This is a genomic window from Halomonas sp. CKK8, from assembly GCF_029625235.1.
In the GTDB taxonomy this organism is placed as follows: Bacteria; Pseudomonadota; Gammaproteobacteria; order Pseudomonadales; family Halomonadaceae; genus Halomonas; species Halomonas ventosae.
This window is the reverse complement of record NZ_CP121193.1, coordinates 1,650,737-1,663,410: the sequence shown is the minus strand read 5'-3', so window position 1 is coordinate 1,663,410 and position 12,674 is coordinate 1,650,737. Positions and strand designations below refer to the sequence as shown.

At 67.8% G+C, this 12,674-nt stretch carries 15 protein-coding genes and 3 tRNA genes; 14 read left to right on the top strand and 4 right to left on the bottom strand.

The annotated features are described in order from the left end of the window. Positions 1–63 precede the first annotated feature (63 nt). The 6 genes from pgsA (at position 64) to nadB (ending at position 3,928) form a co-directional block, all read left to right on the top strand. Positions 64–615 (top strand): CDP-diacylglycerol--glycerol-3-phosphate 3-phosphatidyltransferase, encoded by a 552-nt coding sequence (pgsA, locus tag P8934_RS07880; protein WP_133634969.1) that lies wholly within the window; start codon positions 64–66, stop codon positions 613–615. 60 nt (positions 616–675) lie between these two features. Further along, positions 676–750 (top strand) — tRNA-Gly (locus tag P8934_RS07875). Between the two features lie 204 nt (positions 751–954). Beyond that, positions 955–1,028 (top strand) — tRNA-Cys (locus P8934_RS07870). A 33-nt stretch (positions 1,029–1,061) separates the two neighbouring features. Continuing rightward, a tRNA-Leu gene (locus P8934_RS07865) sits at positions 1,062–1,148 on the top strand. Positions 1,149–1,206: 58 nt separating this feature from the next. Further along, positions 1,207–2,367 (top strand): FUSC family protein, encoded by a 1,161-nt coding sequence (locus P8934_RS07860; protein ID WP_278033683.1) that lies wholly within the window; start codon positions 1,207–1,209, stop codon positions 2,365–2,367. Then, positions 2,348–3,928 carry an L-aspartate oxidase gene (gene nadB / locus P8934_RS07855; protein ID WP_278033682.1) on the top strand — a complete coding sequence of 527 codons (1,581 nt, stop codon included), beginning with the start codon at positions 2,348–2,350 and terminating at the stop codon, positions 3,926–3,928. The genes P8934_RS07860 and nadB overlap by 20 nt, the downstream gene beginning before the upstream one ends. A 20-nt stretch (positions 3,929–3,948) precedes the next feature. Here the strand turns inward: nadB and P8934_RS07850 are convergent, their stop codons facing one another. Together P8934_RS07850 and P8934_RS07845 are read right to left on the bottom strand one after the other, a co-directional pair. Next, the gene (locus tag P8934_RS07850; protein ID WP_278033681.1) at positions 3,949–4,347 is read right to left on the bottom strand and encodes a protein YgfX; all 399 of its coding nucleotides are present in this window, start codon (positions 4,345–4,347) and stop codon (positions 3,949–3,951) included. Beyond that, the gene (locus tag P8934_RS07845) at positions 4,307–4,600 is read right to left on the bottom strand and encodes a succinate dehydrogenase assembly factor 2 (RefSeq protein ID WP_106231568.1); all 294 of its coding nucleotides are present in this window, start codon (positions 4,598–4,600) and stop codon (positions 4,307–4,309) included. The genes P8934_RS07850 and P8934_RS07845 overlap by 41 nt, the downstream gene beginning before the upstream one ends. A gap of 201 nt (positions 4,601–4,801) precedes the next feature. Here P8934_RS07845 and P8934_RS07840 point away from each other — a divergent pair, with 201 nt between their 5' ends. From P8934_RS07840 to lapB, 3 genes are read left to right on the top strand one after another with little or no spacing between them, the layout of a single operon-like run. Next, the gene (locus tag P8934_RS07840) at positions 4,802–5,098 is read left to right on the top strand and encodes an integration host factor subunit beta (RefSeq protein ID WP_040187190.1); all 297 of its coding nucleotides are present in this window, start codon (positions 4,802–4,804) and stop codon (positions 5,096–5,098) included. A gap of 51 nt (positions 5,099–5,149) precedes the next feature. Then, the gene (locus tag P8934_RS07835; protein ID WP_106231565.1) at positions 5,150–5,455 is read left to right on the top strand and encodes a LapA family protein; all 306 of its coding nucleotides are present in this window, start codon (positions 5,150–5,152) and stop codon (positions 5,453–5,455) included. 1 nt (position 5,456) lies between these two features. Then, on the top strand, positions 5,457–6,641 hold the full coding sequence (gene lapB / locus P8934_RS07830) for a lipopolysaccharide assembly protein LapB (RefSeq protein ID WP_278033680.1): 1,185 nt from the start codon (positions 5,457–5,459) through the stop codon (positions 6,639–6,641). A gap of 6 nt (positions 6,642–6,647) precedes the next feature. Here the strand turns inward: lapB and pyrF are convergent, their stop codons facing one another. Next, positions 6,648–7,349 carry an orotidine-5'-phosphate decarboxylase gene (pyrF, locus tag P8934_RS07825; protein WP_278033679.1) on the bottom strand — a complete coding sequence of 234 codons (702 nt, stop codon included), beginning with the start codon at positions 7,347–7,349 and terminating at the stop codon, positions 6,648–6,650. A 260-nt stretch (positions 7,350–7,609) separates the two neighbouring features. Between pyrF and P8934_RS07820 the strand changes: the two genes are divergently transcribed. Further along, the gene (locus P8934_RS07820) at positions 7,610–7,855 is read left to right on the top strand and encodes a ComEA family DNA-binding protein (RefSeq protein ID WP_347403460.1); all 246 of its coding nucleotides are present in this window, start codon (positions 7,610–7,612) and stop codon (positions 7,853–7,855) included. Between the two features lie 71 nt (positions 7,856–7,926). Here P8934_RS07820 and P8934_RS07815 read toward each other — a convergent pair whose 3' ends face one another. After that, complete coding sequence (locus P8934_RS07815) at positions 7,927–8,688, bottom strand: SDR family oxidoreductase (RefSeq protein ID WP_278033677.1); 762 nt, start codon at positions 8,686–8,688, stop codon at positions 7,927–7,929. A gap of 221 nt (positions 8,689–8,909) precedes the next feature. On the opposite strand from P8934_RS07815, the gene P8934_RS07810 reads away from it, so the two are divergent. From P8934_RS07810 to P8934_RS07795, 4 genes are all read left to right on the top strand, one after another. Then, a complete protein-coding gene (locus P8934_RS07810) occupies positions 8,910–9,449 on the top strand; it encodes an FxsA family protein (protein ID WP_278033676.1) in 540 nt (179 codons plus the stop codon). A 210-nt stretch (positions 9,450–9,659) separates the two neighbouring features. Continuing rightward, positions 9,660–9,953, top strand: a complete 294-nt coding sequence (locus P8934_RS07805; RefSeq protein ID WP_010628243.1) for a co-chaperone GroES — start codon at positions 9,660–9,662, stop codon at positions 9,951–9,953. A 63-nt stretch (positions 9,954–10,016) separates the two neighbouring features. Further along, the gene (groL, locus tag P8934_RS07800; RefSeq protein WP_278033675.1) at positions 10,017–11,660 is read left to right on the top strand and encodes a chaperonin GroEL; all 1,644 of its coding nucleotides are present in this window, start codon (positions 10,017–10,019) and stop codon (positions 11,658–11,660) included. A gap of 230 nt (positions 11,661–11,890) precedes the next feature. After that, positions 11,891–12,625: an RNA methyltransferase gene (locus tag P8934_RS07795; protein ID WP_278033674.1), complete on the top strand. Its 735-nt coding sequence runs from the start codon at positions 11,891–11,893 to the stop codon at positions 12,623–12,625. The last annotated feature ends 49 nt before the right edge of the window (positions 12,626–12,674 follow it).

Genomic DNA, 12,674 nt, shown 5'->3' with positions numbered 1-12,674 from the left:
AGGCCCCGGCGGATAGAATGAGGGGGTTTCCGGTATCTCCCAAGGCAAGGACCGCACCTCCCGATGAACATACCCAACCTGCTCACCCTGGCCAGAATCCTCTTCATCCCGCTGCTGGTGGTGCTGTTCTACCTGCCCTTCGCCTGGAGCATGCCCCTGGCCGCCGCCCTGTTCGCGCTGGCCGCGGTGACCGACTGGCTCGATGGCTACCTGGCCCGGCGCTGGGACCAGTCCACGCCCTTCGGCGCCTTCCTCGACCCGGTGGCCGACAAGCTGATGGTCGCCGTGGCCCTGGCCCTGCTGATCGAGCGCTACGAGGCCATATGGCTGACCCTGCCGGCACTGGTGATCATCGGTCGCGAGATCGTCATCTCGGCCCTTCGCGAGTGGATGGCTGAGATGGGCAAGCGCGGCCAGGTGGCGGTCTCCTGGATCGGCAAGGTCAAGACCACCCTGCAGATGGTCGCCCTGCTGGTGCTGCTGGCCTTCGCTCCCGGCACCCCCGTGGCCCTGCTGGGCGTGGCGACCCTCTATGTGGCGGCCCTGCTGACCCTCTGGTCGATGTTCCTCTACCTCAAGGCGGCCTGGCCGCACCTGAGCAGCTCGATGCGCTGAGGGGTGGCGAAAATTGTTTGACAGTCACCGACTTATCCGTATAATTCGCTCTCGAGTCAGGCGGGAATAGCTCAGTGGTAGAGCATCGCCTTGCCAAGGCGAGGGTCGCGAGTTCGAATCTCGTTTCCCGCTCCAGACTCAAGGCAACATCGTGAGAGGAAGAGTGCGACAGCGAGGGTCACGAGCTGGAAGGCCAGCCCCGTCGAATCTCGTTTCCCGCTCCAGACTCACAAGCAGTAACAGAGTCATAGCGTGCGACAGCCAGGGTCGCGAGCCGGTGCGCCGGTCCGATCGAAGCTCGTTTCCCGCTCCATTCCCTACGAATGGCACGACTCATGAGGCTGGATGGCAGAGTGGTTATGCAGCGGACTGCAACTCCGTGTACGCCGGTTCGATTCCGACTCCAGCCTCCATCATTCCCCTAGCTGCCCGCTCGGAACCGTGCCGCCCGGATGGCGAAATTGGTAGACGCAAGGGACTTAAAATCCCTCGGTGGCAACACCGTGCCGGTTCGAGCCCGGCTCCGGGCACCAGCTTTCCTGCACCCTTCCGGCAAGCGTCGGGCGCGACCCTCCAACGGGACGCCGTGACATGATCCTGCCGCGCCTGCGCGACCCCTACTTCAACTATCAGCATCGGCGCAAGCTGCACGTGCTGCGCATCGTGCTGGCCCTGTGCCTCACCTTCGCCATCATCGAGCTCTTCGCCATCCAGCACAGCGGCTGGGCACTGGTCAGCACCATCATGGTGATGGGCAACCTCCCGCACATCGGCGGCGTGCTGGACAAGGGCCGCCAGCGCCTGCTGGGCACCCTGCTCGGTGCCGGCTGGGGCCTGCTGCTGATCCTGCTGCCGCTGCCCTGGCCGCCGCTCGTCCCCTTGGCCACCCTCGCCGGCATCGCCGTCGCCACCTGGCTGACCTTCAGCAATCGCCACGGCTACAGCGGCCTGATGTTCGCCATCAGCCTGCTGCTGGTGGTCGGCGACGGCACCCAGGAGCTCGATATCGCCCTGTGGCGCGCCTTCGACGTCCTTCTCGGCACCCTGGTGGGTATCGCCGTCACGGTGCTGGTACTGCCGCAGAAGGCCACCGACATGATGCGCTTCATGCTGGCCGACAACCTGGACCGCATGGGCCGCCTCTACCATGCGCACACCTCGGCCACGGCGGCCCCCGACATCGATACCCGCGAGATGCTCAAGGCCACCAGCAGCCTGCTGGTCAAGCAGCGCGGCCTGGTGGATGCCATCCATCGCGAGCGACGGCTGACCCGCCATGAGCTGGACGACCTGATCTCGCTGCAGCGACGCATGCTCTCCACCATCGAGCTGCTGCTCGAGACCCACTGGAGCAGTCGCGACGGGCACGAGCGCATCGACGCCATGACCGGCCTCCGCGAGGAGCAGCACACCCTGGCCCGCGGCATCGGCACCCTGGCCTTCCAGGTACGCACCGGCCAGCCGGTCGACGTGACCATCACCCCCTTCGAGTTGCAGCGCCACGCCGAGCTGGCCGGCAATGCCCGGTCCGCCGATGGCCGCATGCTCTTCAGCCCCAGCGGCTACCTGTGGCTCAATCGGGAGCTGGCGCGGCTTACCGCCGACCTCACCCAGCGCCTGGGCGGCCTCGAGCGACTGCCCAGCCGGCGGCTGCGTCGCCGGGCACCCCACCATGGGCTCACCGAGGATGCCTCGGCGATCGTGCGAGCCACCACGCAAGAAGGAAAGGCAGATGACAGACGGCAAGCATGAGGTGCTGGTCATCGGCGGCGGGGTCGCCGGGCTGGTGCTGGCACTGGAAGTGGCCGACCATCGCCGGGTCACGCTGCTGCGCCCGACCAGCGACGACCAGGGTGCCAGCCGCTGGGCCCAGGGCGGCATCGCTGCCGTGCTCTCCCCCCAGGACGACATCGAGGCCCACGTGGCGGACACCCTGGTGGCGGGCGACGGCCTGTGCGACGAGCGGGCGGTGCGCTTCACCGTGGAACAGGGGCCATCGGCCATCGAGTGGCTGGTGTCACTGGGCGTCCCCTTCACGCCCGACGCGAGCGCCGATGCCGGCTATCCCTACCACCTGACCCGCGAGGGGGGCCATGGCGCGCGGCGTATCATCCACGCCGACGACGCCACCGGCCGTGCCGTCGTCGAGACCCTCAAACAGCATGTGGAGGCGCACCCGAACATCAGCCTGTGCGGTGACCTCACCGCCATCGGCCTGATCGGTGACGGCGAGGGCCACTGCCGCGGGGCACGTTGCCTGGACATGGATGGCCGGCTGCAGGAGCTCGCGGCCGAGGACACCGTGCTGGCCACCGGCGGGGCCAGCGGCCTCTATCGCCATACCACCAGCCCCCAGCCGGCCAGCGGCGAGGGCATGATGATGGCCGCCGAACTCGGCGCCGAACTGATGAACCTGGAGTTCCAGCAGTTCCACCCCACCTGCCTCTATGACCCCGAGGGCCCCGCCTTCCTGATCAGCGAGGCGGTTCGCGGCGAGGGCGGGCTGCTGATCAACGCCGCAGGCGAGCGCTTCATGCCGGCGGTGGACCCTCGAGCCGAGCTGGCGCCCCGCGATATCGTCGCCCGGGCCATCGACGCCCAGATGCAGCGCACCGGCACCGACCATGTCTACCTGGACATCCGCCACCTCGGCGAGGCCGCTATCCGCCACCACTTCCCGACCATCCATGCCCACTGCGCCCGTCGCGGGCTGGACATCGTGCACCAGCCGATCCCGGTCGTGCCGGCCGCCCACTACAGCTGCGGGGGGGTCACCACCGATCTCGGGGGCGCCACCACGGTCCCGCGGCTGCACGCCATCGGCGAGGTGGCCTGCACCGGCCTGCACGGCGCCAACCGCATGGCCAGCAACTCCCTGCTGGAGTGCCTGGTCTATGCCCGCAGCTGTGGGCGACGGCTGCGTTCCGCAGCCCCTTTGCCGACGGCCGAGCTGGCCCCGGCGCACTGGGGCCGGCAGCCGGTCGCCCTGGACGACATCGGTGAGATCCGTGACGCGATGCGCCAGCTGATGAGTGCCCGCGTGGCCATCGTGCGCACCGACCAGGGACTGGACGAGGCTGCCCGAGGCCTCGCGCAGCTGCACCGTCGACTCGCCCCCCGCATGGTGGACGCCGCACCCACGATTCCCCTGGCGAACCTCTGGCATGCGCTGCGCCTGGCGCGCCTCACCGTGGCCTGCGCCCGGGCACGGCGCGAATCCCGAGGCCTGCACTTCAACCCGGACTGCCCGCTCCATGGCGACGCCATGCCACGCCCCTCGCGGATCCGCCTGCAGGACCTCGAGGCGATCTGATCCCCGGACTGGTGGGGCCCTCAGGGCAACGGCAGCAGCTCACGCCGCAGGCGACGCAGCGACTCCGCGTCGCTGCTGTCGGGCCACAGCCAGAGGCGCCGCCCCTCGAGCCTGAGCCCGATCAGCCAGGGCCCGAGGTAGTCGCAGCGCAGGCTCACCGGGCGCCAGGCCTGGACGGCGCTGTCGCGCCAGGACCACTCCACGCCACCCGCCGCCTTCGGCGTGCCCCGCAACTCGCCACGCGGGCGCCGCCGGGCCAGCGTCGCCAGCACCCCGCCGAGCACCCCTGCCGCAAGCAGGCCGGTCCAGGGCGGGGCTACCAGCGCCACCAGGCCGACGACCGCCGCGGCGCAGAGCCCATGGGCGGCCAGCGACAGCCTAGAGGTTGCGATAGCGATCGTTGTCGGTGGTCTCGGCATGCTCGACGATCATCTTGACGATGCGGCGCCGCGACGGATCCTCGGGCCACTCGCGGCGCATCAGCCAGGCGAACAGGTCCTGGTCCTCCTCCTCGATCAGTGACCGGAAGGCCGCCTGGTCCGCCTCGGCCAGGTCGCCATAGCACTGCTCGAGGAAGGGGATCAACAGCAGGTCCAGCTCCCACATGCCGCGACGCGAATGCCAGTAGAGGCGCTTGCGGAGGGTGGCTTCCGGAGACGAATCGTCGTTCAAGGTGGGCCTCGTTGGGTCGGATGAGTGTGCGGCCAGTATACCCGAGCCCCGCCCCGTCGGCAGCCCGCCGCCTCCGCGCGCTCCGCCGCCTCGAGAAAAGGTCGTAGTGCGTTGTTTTCTCGAGAGTTGCACAGTATGCTTTGGAAAAACAACAACGCCGGGATCGCGTCGACCCAGGCAGGACCGCACGGAGTAGAGCCGATGACCAAGTCCGAACTGATCGAACAGATCGCCATGCGACAGCCGGAGCTGTCGGTCAAGGAGGTCGAGGCGGCGGTACGCCTGATCCTCGACGACATCACCGACACCCTGGCCGAGGGGGGACGCGTGGAGATCCGCGGCTTCGGCAGCTTCTCGCTGCACTATCGCGAGCCCCGGGTGGGTCGCAATCCCAAGACCGGGGAACCTGTCGCACTCGACGGCAAGTTCGTGCCACACTTCAAGCCCGGCAAGGAGCTGCGCGAACAGGTGGATGCCAGCCGCGCGCTCGGCTACTGAGCGGCGCCCAGCGACCGCCGTCTCTCCTTCAACCGACATGGGAACAAGCACATGCGTTGGCTCAAAGGCCTGATCCTGGCCATCATCCTGCTGGCGGTGCTGCTGATCGGCATCCTCTTTGCCGTCAACAACCAGCAGGCCCTGCCCCTCAACCTGATCTGGATCGAGCTCCCTGCAGCCTCGCTCTCCGTCTGGCTGCTGGCCTCACTGGCCGTGGGCGTGCTGCTGGGCATGCTCGCCATGAGTGGCGTCTACCTGCGCCTGCGCACCCTGCTGACCCGCGCCCAGCGGCACAACCAGCAGCAGCGCAAGGAGCTCGACCGCCTGCGCGTCCAGGAGATGAAGGAACTCCCCTAGAATGCCCGATGTCTTGCTGCTGGCCCTGCTGGTGGTGGCCGTCGCCATCGGCTGGTGGCTGGGCCGCCGGGAGCGCCAGGGCACCGGCAGGAGCGCGCAGCCGCCGGCACTGTCGCGGGACTACTTCGTCGGCCTCAACTACCTGCTCAACGACCAGCAGGACCGGGCCATCGAGACCTTCATCGGCGCGCTGGAGGTCAACAGCGACACCATCGAGACGCACCTGGCGCTGGGCAACCTCTTCCGCACCCGGGGCGAGGCCGACCGTGCCCTGAAGATCCACCAGAACCTGCTCGCCCGTCCGACGCTGACTGCCGGGCAGAGCGACAGGGTCCAGCTCGAGCTCTCCCGGGACTTCCTCGCCCTGGGGCTGCTCGACCGTGCCGAGCGCCTGCTGCAGGGCCTGGTGCGCGACAGCCAGGATGACGAGCTGCGCGACACGGCCCGGCGGCTGCTGGCCGACCTGCTGGAACGGGAGGGAGAATGGCAGGCCGCGCTGGATGTCGCCCTGCCGAGGCTGGTTCGCCAGCACGATGACATCCGCCGCGCGGCGGCGCACTGGCTCTGCGAGCTGGCCGAGCAGGAGCGCCATTCGGCCAGCCCCGTACTGGCCAGGCGCCATCTTCGCCAGGCCCTGTCCACCGATCCGCACTGCGTGCGCGCCAACCTGCTGCTGGCCGCCATGGAGCACGATACCGGCCAGTACAAGGCCTCCATCCGGCTGCTGAAGCGTATTCCCGACCAGGACCGGACCTTCACCCCCACCATCCTCGAGCCCCTGGCCCGCGCCTATCGGCTGCTGGATGACGAAGAGGGCCTGATCCGCTGCCTGCAGGAGCTCCTCGAGCAGGCCCCCTCTGCCAGCGTGATCATCCGTCTGGCCGAGACGCTGCGCCACCATCACGGCGATGACCGGGAAGCCCTGGCGCTGGTCACCGAGCAGCTCGACAATGCCCCGAGCCTGGGCGCGATGGACTACCTGCTGACCCTATACCGGCACAACGCCAGCGGCGGGGAGGACGAGCGCCTCGCGCTGCTGCAGCGCCACACCCACACCCTGGACCAGGCCCTGCCCCGCCACCGCTGCCGTCGCTGCGGCTTCTCCGGCGAACGGCTGCACTGGCAGTGCCCCCGCTGTCGCAACTGGGGCACCACCAAGCCGATCACCGGCATCGAGGGCCAGTAGCCAGGCTCAGCCGCCGGAAAGCTCGCTCTCGATGGCGGCCAGGGCGGCCATCGGCTCCTCCGCCTGGGTCACCGGTCGCCCCACCACCAGGTGAGTACTGCCGGCGGCCATGGCATCGGCCGGGGCCATGACGCGACGCTGGTCGCCCGCCGCGGCGAAGCTCGGACGGATGCCCGGGGTCACCTTGAGGAAGTCGCTGCCACACAGCTCGCGCAGGCGAGACGCCTCCTGTGCCGAGCAGACCACCCCATCCATGCCACTGTCACGGGCAAGCGCGGCCAGGCGCTCGACCTGGTCGGCGGGCGACGCCGCGATGCCCACCTCCGCCAGGTCGGCGGCCTCCATGCTGGTCAGAACTGTCACCGCGATCAGATGGGTCGAGAGGCCATGCTGGACCAGGCGCTGCTTGGCCGCCTCCATCATCCGGCGGCCACCGCTGGCATGCACGTTGACCATCCACACGCCCTGCTCGGCGGCAGCCTGGATCGCCCCGGCCACGGTATTGGGGATGTCGTGGAACTTGAGGTCCAGGAATACCTCGAAGCCGCGACCGTGCAGGGCATCGAGCACCTCCGGCCCGCTGCGGGTGAAGAGCTCCTTGCCCACCTTGAGCCGGCAGCGTGAGGGATCAAGGCGATCGGCCATGCACAGGGCAGCGTCCAGGGAGGCATAGTCGAGGGCGATGATCAGGGGGGAGGCGGTGGGCACGGGCAGGCTCCTGGCGGGATGGGCGGACCGGCCCAGTATATCAGCCATGGCCTACGGCGCATGTCCGCGACCTCTTCGACGCGCCTTCGGCAATCGCTGACATGATGCGGTCACATTCGATGACACGGGCTTGGCCAGAGGCCCACTAGCTTGATAGGGGCAGGCCGGCGCTGCGTGGTGTCGGCCGCGACCAACCAGGAACAAGGAGAGTGAACATGAAGACTGCCATCATGCGACGCCTGCCCGGACTGCTGCTGGTCATGCTGCTGGGCCTCGCCCCCTTCATCGCCGGCCAGGCGCTGGCCCAGGAGATGGAGCCGATCAACGTCAACAGCGCCGACGCCGAGTTGCTGGCCGAACTTCCCGGGATCGGCGAGACACGCGCGGCCGCCATCGTCGAGGACCGGGAGGCGAATGGCCCCTACGAAAGCGCCGAGGAACTGACGCGGGTCAGTGGCATCGGCGAGGCCACCGTGGAGGGGCTCGCCGATCAGGTGACCTTCTGAACGGCGCTCGCCTGGCAACGACGACGCCGGCCACGCGGCCGGCGTCACCCCGCCTACCCTATCGCCACGGGTCAGAGACGCAAGCCACCGTCACACTCGACCACGCGGCCGGTGAAGTAATCATTGGTCATGATGAAGGCCACGCTCTCGGCGATGTCCTCGGGCTGGCCAAGCCGTCCGAGAGGCAGCCCCGCCGTCAGCTTCTCGAGCATGTCCTCGCGCATCGCGGCGGTCATGTCCGTCTCGATGAAGCCCGGCGCTACCGCCCCGACGCGAATGCCGTAGCGTGCCAGTTCCGATGCCCAGGTCGTGGTCAGCGCCACCACCCCGGCCTTGGCCGCGGCATAGTTGCTCTGGCCCATGTTGCCGGCCCGCGAGATGCTCGAGATATTGACAATGACGCCCCGGTGGCCGGCCTCGATCATCTGGACCGACGCCTCGCGCCCGCACAGGAAGACCCCGGTCAGGTTGACGTCGATCACCTGCTGCCACTGCTCCAGCGGCAGGGTCTTCTCCACCTTGCCATCCCTGGCCTTGACCAGCAGGCCGTCCCGCACGATGCCCGCATTGTTGACCAGGCCGTGAATCGGGCCCAGCGAGGCGGCGATATCCCGGAACGTCTGGGTCACCGACGCCTCGTCAGCCACGTCGACCACGAAGCCGCGGGACTCGATTCCCTCGGCGTGAAGGGCGGAGACGGCACTGTCCAGGGTATCGCCATCCATGTCCATCAGGGCGAGCCTCGCCCCCTGACCACCGAGACGTCGTGCCATGGCCAGGCCGAGGCCACGGGCGCCGCCGGTGATGGCGATAACGGAATTGTCGAGTTTCATGGGCACTTCTCCTGGGAGGTGGGAAATCGTGCTGTCGGCGCGCTTGCCGGGCAGCCGCCGGCTAGGGGACCGGCTCTCGGTATAACCTTATTATGGTGCGCCGCACCATCACCATAGCGAAACATGGAATAAGATTCCATCATGCCCGCATGGCGCGGCGACGGCTTGAATTCTCCTGCCCTGCCCCCATCACCTGCGCAACGGTCACACGCGGAGTCACCATGCCCTTTCTCGTCCTCTTCACCCTCTTCGCCCTGCTCGACTTCGTCATCCTCTTCTCGGTCGGCAGCCAGATCGGCCTGTTGAGCACCCTGCTGCTGGTTCTGGCCACCGGGTTCATCGGCCTGCACCTTATCCGTCGGGAAGGCGTGGCGACCTTCGCCCGTGCCCAGGAGCGCATGGCCCAGGGAGAGATCCCCTCGGGCGAACTGTTGACCGGGGCGGCCCTGATCTTCGGCGGGGCCCTGCTGATGGCCCCCGGCTTCCTCTCCGACGCCCTGGGCTTCATGTGCCTGATCCCCAATGCGCGGCGCCTGCTGGCCAGGCTGCTGGGCTGGGTGGGGGTGCGCATGAAGGGGCTGCACCTGCATGCCGAGACCTATCGCCCTCGCCAGGGTACCGATGCCGACTGGCAGCAGGCCGGCCCGCGCCGGGAGACCCGCGACGGCCGGGACACTGACGAGCAGGACACGGCGTCGCCTGGCGACCGTCAGGACGCGCCTCTCGAGGGCGAGTTCATCTCGCGTGACGACAGGCGCTGAACGGGGCACAAAAAATTTTCCGGTGGGGCCTTGAAAGCCCAATGCCGAGCCCCACTTATCCGACAGCATCAGGATTCGGCACGGGTTAACCCCCGAGCCATCGACAAGGAAGGCGAACCCCGCCTCCACCCCGCAGCATGGCTGCGGGTAGATGATGAAAACCGCCCGGACAATGTCCTGGCACAGCAAACCATCAGGAGAACGTGAGCAATGAACATCCGTCCCTTGCACGATCGCGTCGTGATCCGTCGCGTTGAAGAAGAACAGAAGACCGCTGGCGGCATCGTGCTTCCGGGAAATGCCCAGGAAAAGCCGACACGTGGCGAGGTACTGGCCGTCGGTAACGGCCGGATCCTCGATAACGGCGACGTCCGTCCCCTCGACGTCAAGGTCGGCGACACCGTGATCTTCAAGGATGGCTTCGGCGTCGAGAAGCAGAAGATCGACGGCGAGGAAGTACTGATCATGAGCGAGTCCGACATCCTGGCCGTCGTCGAAGGCTGATCCCGGACACGGCCCGCAACTGCTCGATACTGACGTTCACGAACTCACAGGAAACATACGAAAATGGCAGCAAAACAAGTCAAGTTCTCCGATGATGCCCGCAAGCGCATGGCGCGCGGCGTCGATCTCCTGGCCAACTCCGTCAAGGTCACCCTGGGGCCGAAGGGCCGCAACGTGGTACTGGAGAAGTCCTTCGGTGCACCGACCGTGACCAAGGATGGCGTCTCCGTGGCCAAGGAGATCGAACTCAAGGACAAGTTCGAGAACATGGGCGCCCAGATGGTCAAGGAAGTCGCTTCCAAGACCTCCGATGTGGCCGGCGACGGCACCACCACCGCCACCGTGCTGGCCCAGACCATCGTCACCGAGGGCATGAAGGCGGTGACCGCCGGCATGAACCCGATGGACCTCAAGCGCGGCATCGACCAGGCCGTGGCGGCCGCCGTCGAGGGCGTCCAGGAGCTGTCCGTGCCCTGCACCGACTCCAAGGCCATCGCCCAGGTCGGCACCATCTCCGCCAACGGCGACAAGCGCATCGGTGAGATCATCGCCGACGCCATGGAGAAGGTCGGCAAGGAAGGCGTGATCACCGTCGACGAGGGTCGTGGTTTCGAGGACGAGCTGGATGTCGTGGAAGGCATGCAGTTCGACCGTGGCTACCTCTCGCCCTACTTCGTCACCAACCAGGACACCATGGCGGTCGAGCTGGAAGACCCCTACATCCTGCTGGTCGACAAGAAGATCTCCAACATCCGCGAGCTGCTGCCGACGCTGGAAGCCGTCGCCAAGGCGGGCAAGCCGCTGGTGATCATCGCCGAGGACATCGAGGGCGAGGCGCTGGCTACCCTGGTGGTCAACACCATGCGTGGCATCGTCAAGGTCGCAGCCGCCAAGGCACCGGGCTTCGGTGACCGTCGCAAGGCCATGCTGCAGGACATCGCCATCCTCACCGGCGGTACCGTGATCTCCGAGGAGGTCGGCCTGACCCTCGAGCAGGCCACCCTGGACCACCTGGGCACCGCCAAGCGCGTGACCATGTCCAAGGAGAACACCACCCTCATCGATGGCGCCGGCAAGGACGGTGACATCGAGGCTCGCGTCGGCCAGATCCGCGCGCAGATCGAGGAGACCTCCTCCGACTACGATCGCGAGAAGCTCCAGGAGCGCGTCGCCAAGCTCGCCGGCGGCGTGGCCGTCATCCGTGTCGGTGCCGCCACCGAGATCGAGATGAAGGAGAAGAAGGCCCGCGTCGAGGACGCCCTGCACTCCACCCGCGCCGCCGTCGAGGAAGGCGTGGTGCCGGGGGGCGGTACGGCCCTGGTGCGCGTGCTGACCAAGCTCTCCGGCCTCAAGGGTGACAACGAGGACCAGAACCACGGCATCGCCCTGGCGCTGCGCGCCATGGAAGCCCCGCTGCGCCAGATCGTCACCAACGCCGGTCAGGAAGCCTCCGTCATCCTCAACAAGGTGAAGGAAGGCGAAGGCAACTACGGCTACAACGCCCAGACCGGCGAGTTCGGCGACATGTTCGAGATGGGTGTGCTGGACCCGGCCAAGGTAACCCGCTCTGCCCTGCAGTCCGCTGGTTCCGTTGCCGGCCTCATGATCACCACCGAGGCCATGATCGCCGACGACCCGGACGAGAAGGAAGCCGCGCCGGACATGGGCGGCATGGGCGGCATGGGTGGCATGGGCGGCATGATGTAAGCCAGCCCTCCGTTCCAGGCCCAGCCTGAGACAGGCCCCGCCGGCGAGAGCCGGCGGGGTTTTTTACGTCAGGAGCAAGGAGCAAGGAGCAAGGAGCAAGGAGCAAGGATGATAGTAGCGTGCTTGCGGCACTGCGGTTGCCAACGGGTTTCCTTGTCCCTTGCCCCTTGTGGCTGGCCGAAGGCCCGGTAAGATACCGCCACACTCACGGAGCCCTCCCTGATACGCCCATGCTATCGAACATCCGCATCGTCCTCGTCCAGACCTATCACCCCGGCAACATCGGCGCCTCGGCCCGGGCCATGAAGACCATGGGCCTGACCGACCTGGTGCTGGTCAACCCCCGCCAGTTCCCCGACCCCGAGGCCTCGCGACTGGCCGCGGGCGCCGAGGACCTGGTCGAGAGCGCCCGGGTGGTCGGCTCATTGGCCGAGGCGGTAAGCGACTGCGTCCAGGTCGTCGGGGCCAGCGCGCGGCTGCGCAGCCTGCCGTTGCCCCACTTCGACGAGCCGGACGAGATGGCCCGGGAACTGGTGGAGCACGCCCGCCATGACACGGTGGCGCTGGTGTTCGGCCGCGAGCGCTTCGGCCTGACCAACGACGAGATCCGCTGCTGCAGCCACCAGGTGAGCATCCCCGCCAATCCCGACTACGGCATCCTCAACCTCTCCCAGGCGGTGCAGGTCCTGGCCCACGAACTCTTCACCGCCTGGCGGCGCCGCCCCGACAACGGCTACCGGCCACCGCGGCCGGTGCAGGAGCGTCAGCCGACGCGCGAGCAGCTCGGTCACTTCCACGACCACCTTCGCCGGGTGATGCGACACAGCGGGTTCATCACCCAGCCCCACGCCCGCACCGAGGACCAGCTCGAGGCCCTGTTCGCCAGGGCCCAGCCCTCTCGCCGCGAGCTCTCGCTGCTGCGTGGCCTGCTGGCCTCCCTGGAACGCCACCTTCCTGACGCGTAACGGGCCGAAACGACGACGGCGGCCCTGGGGCCGCCGTCGTCGTTCACGC

Bases quoted from the DNA above. Each gene is read 5' to 3' on its own strand.
- pgsA (WP_133634969.1), top strand. From the start codon at position 64: ATGAACATACCCAACCTGCTCACCCTGGCCAGAATCCTCTTCATCCCG.
- P8934_RS07860 (WP_278033683.1), top strand. From the start codon at position 1,207: ATGATCCTGCCGCGCCTGCGCGACCCCTACTTCAACTATCAGCATCGG.
- nadB (WP_278033682.1), top strand. From the start codon at position 2,348: ATGACAGACGGCAAGCATGAGGTGCTGGTCATCGGCGGCGGGGTCGCC.
- P8934_RS07850 (WP_278033681.1), bottom strand. From the start codon at position 4,347: ATGCCGAGACCACCGACAACGATCGCTATCGCAACCTCTAGGCTGTCG.
- P8934_RS07840 (WP_040187190.1), top strand. From the start codon at position 4,802: ATGACCAAGTCCGAACTGATCGAACAGATCGCCATGCGACAGCCGGAG.
- P8934_RS07835 (WP_106231565.1), top strand. From the start codon at position 5,150: ATGCGTTGGCTCAAAGGCCTGATCCTGGCCATCATCCTGCTGGCGGTG.
- lapB (WP_278033680.1), top strand. From the start codon at position 5,457: ATGCCCGATGTCTTGCTGCTGGCCCTGCTGGTGGTGGCCGTCGCCATC.
- P8934_RS07820 (WP_347403460.1), top strand. From the start codon at position 7,610: ATGCTGCTGGGCCTCGCCCCCTTCATCGCCGGCCAGGCGCTGGCCCAG.
- P8934_RS07815 (WP_278033677.1), bottom strand. From the start codon at position 8,688: ATGAAACTCGACAATTCCGTTATCGCCATCACCGGCGGCGCCCGTGGC.
- P8934_RS07810 (WP_278033676.1), top strand. From the start codon at position 8,910: ATGCCCTTTCTCGTCCTCTTCACCCTCTTCGCCCTGCTCGACTTCGTC.
- P8934_RS07805 (WP_010628243.1), top strand. From the start codon at position 9,660: ATGAACATCCGTCCCTTGCACGATCGCGTCGTGATCCGTCGCGTTGAA.
- groL (WP_278033675.1), top strand. From the start codon at position 10,017: ATGGCAGCAAAACAAGTCAAGTTCTCCGATGATGCCCGCAAGCGCATG.
- P8934_RS07795 (WP_278033674.1), top strand. From the start codon at position 11,891: ATGCTATCGAACATCCGCATCGTCCTCGTCCAGACCTATCACCCCGGC.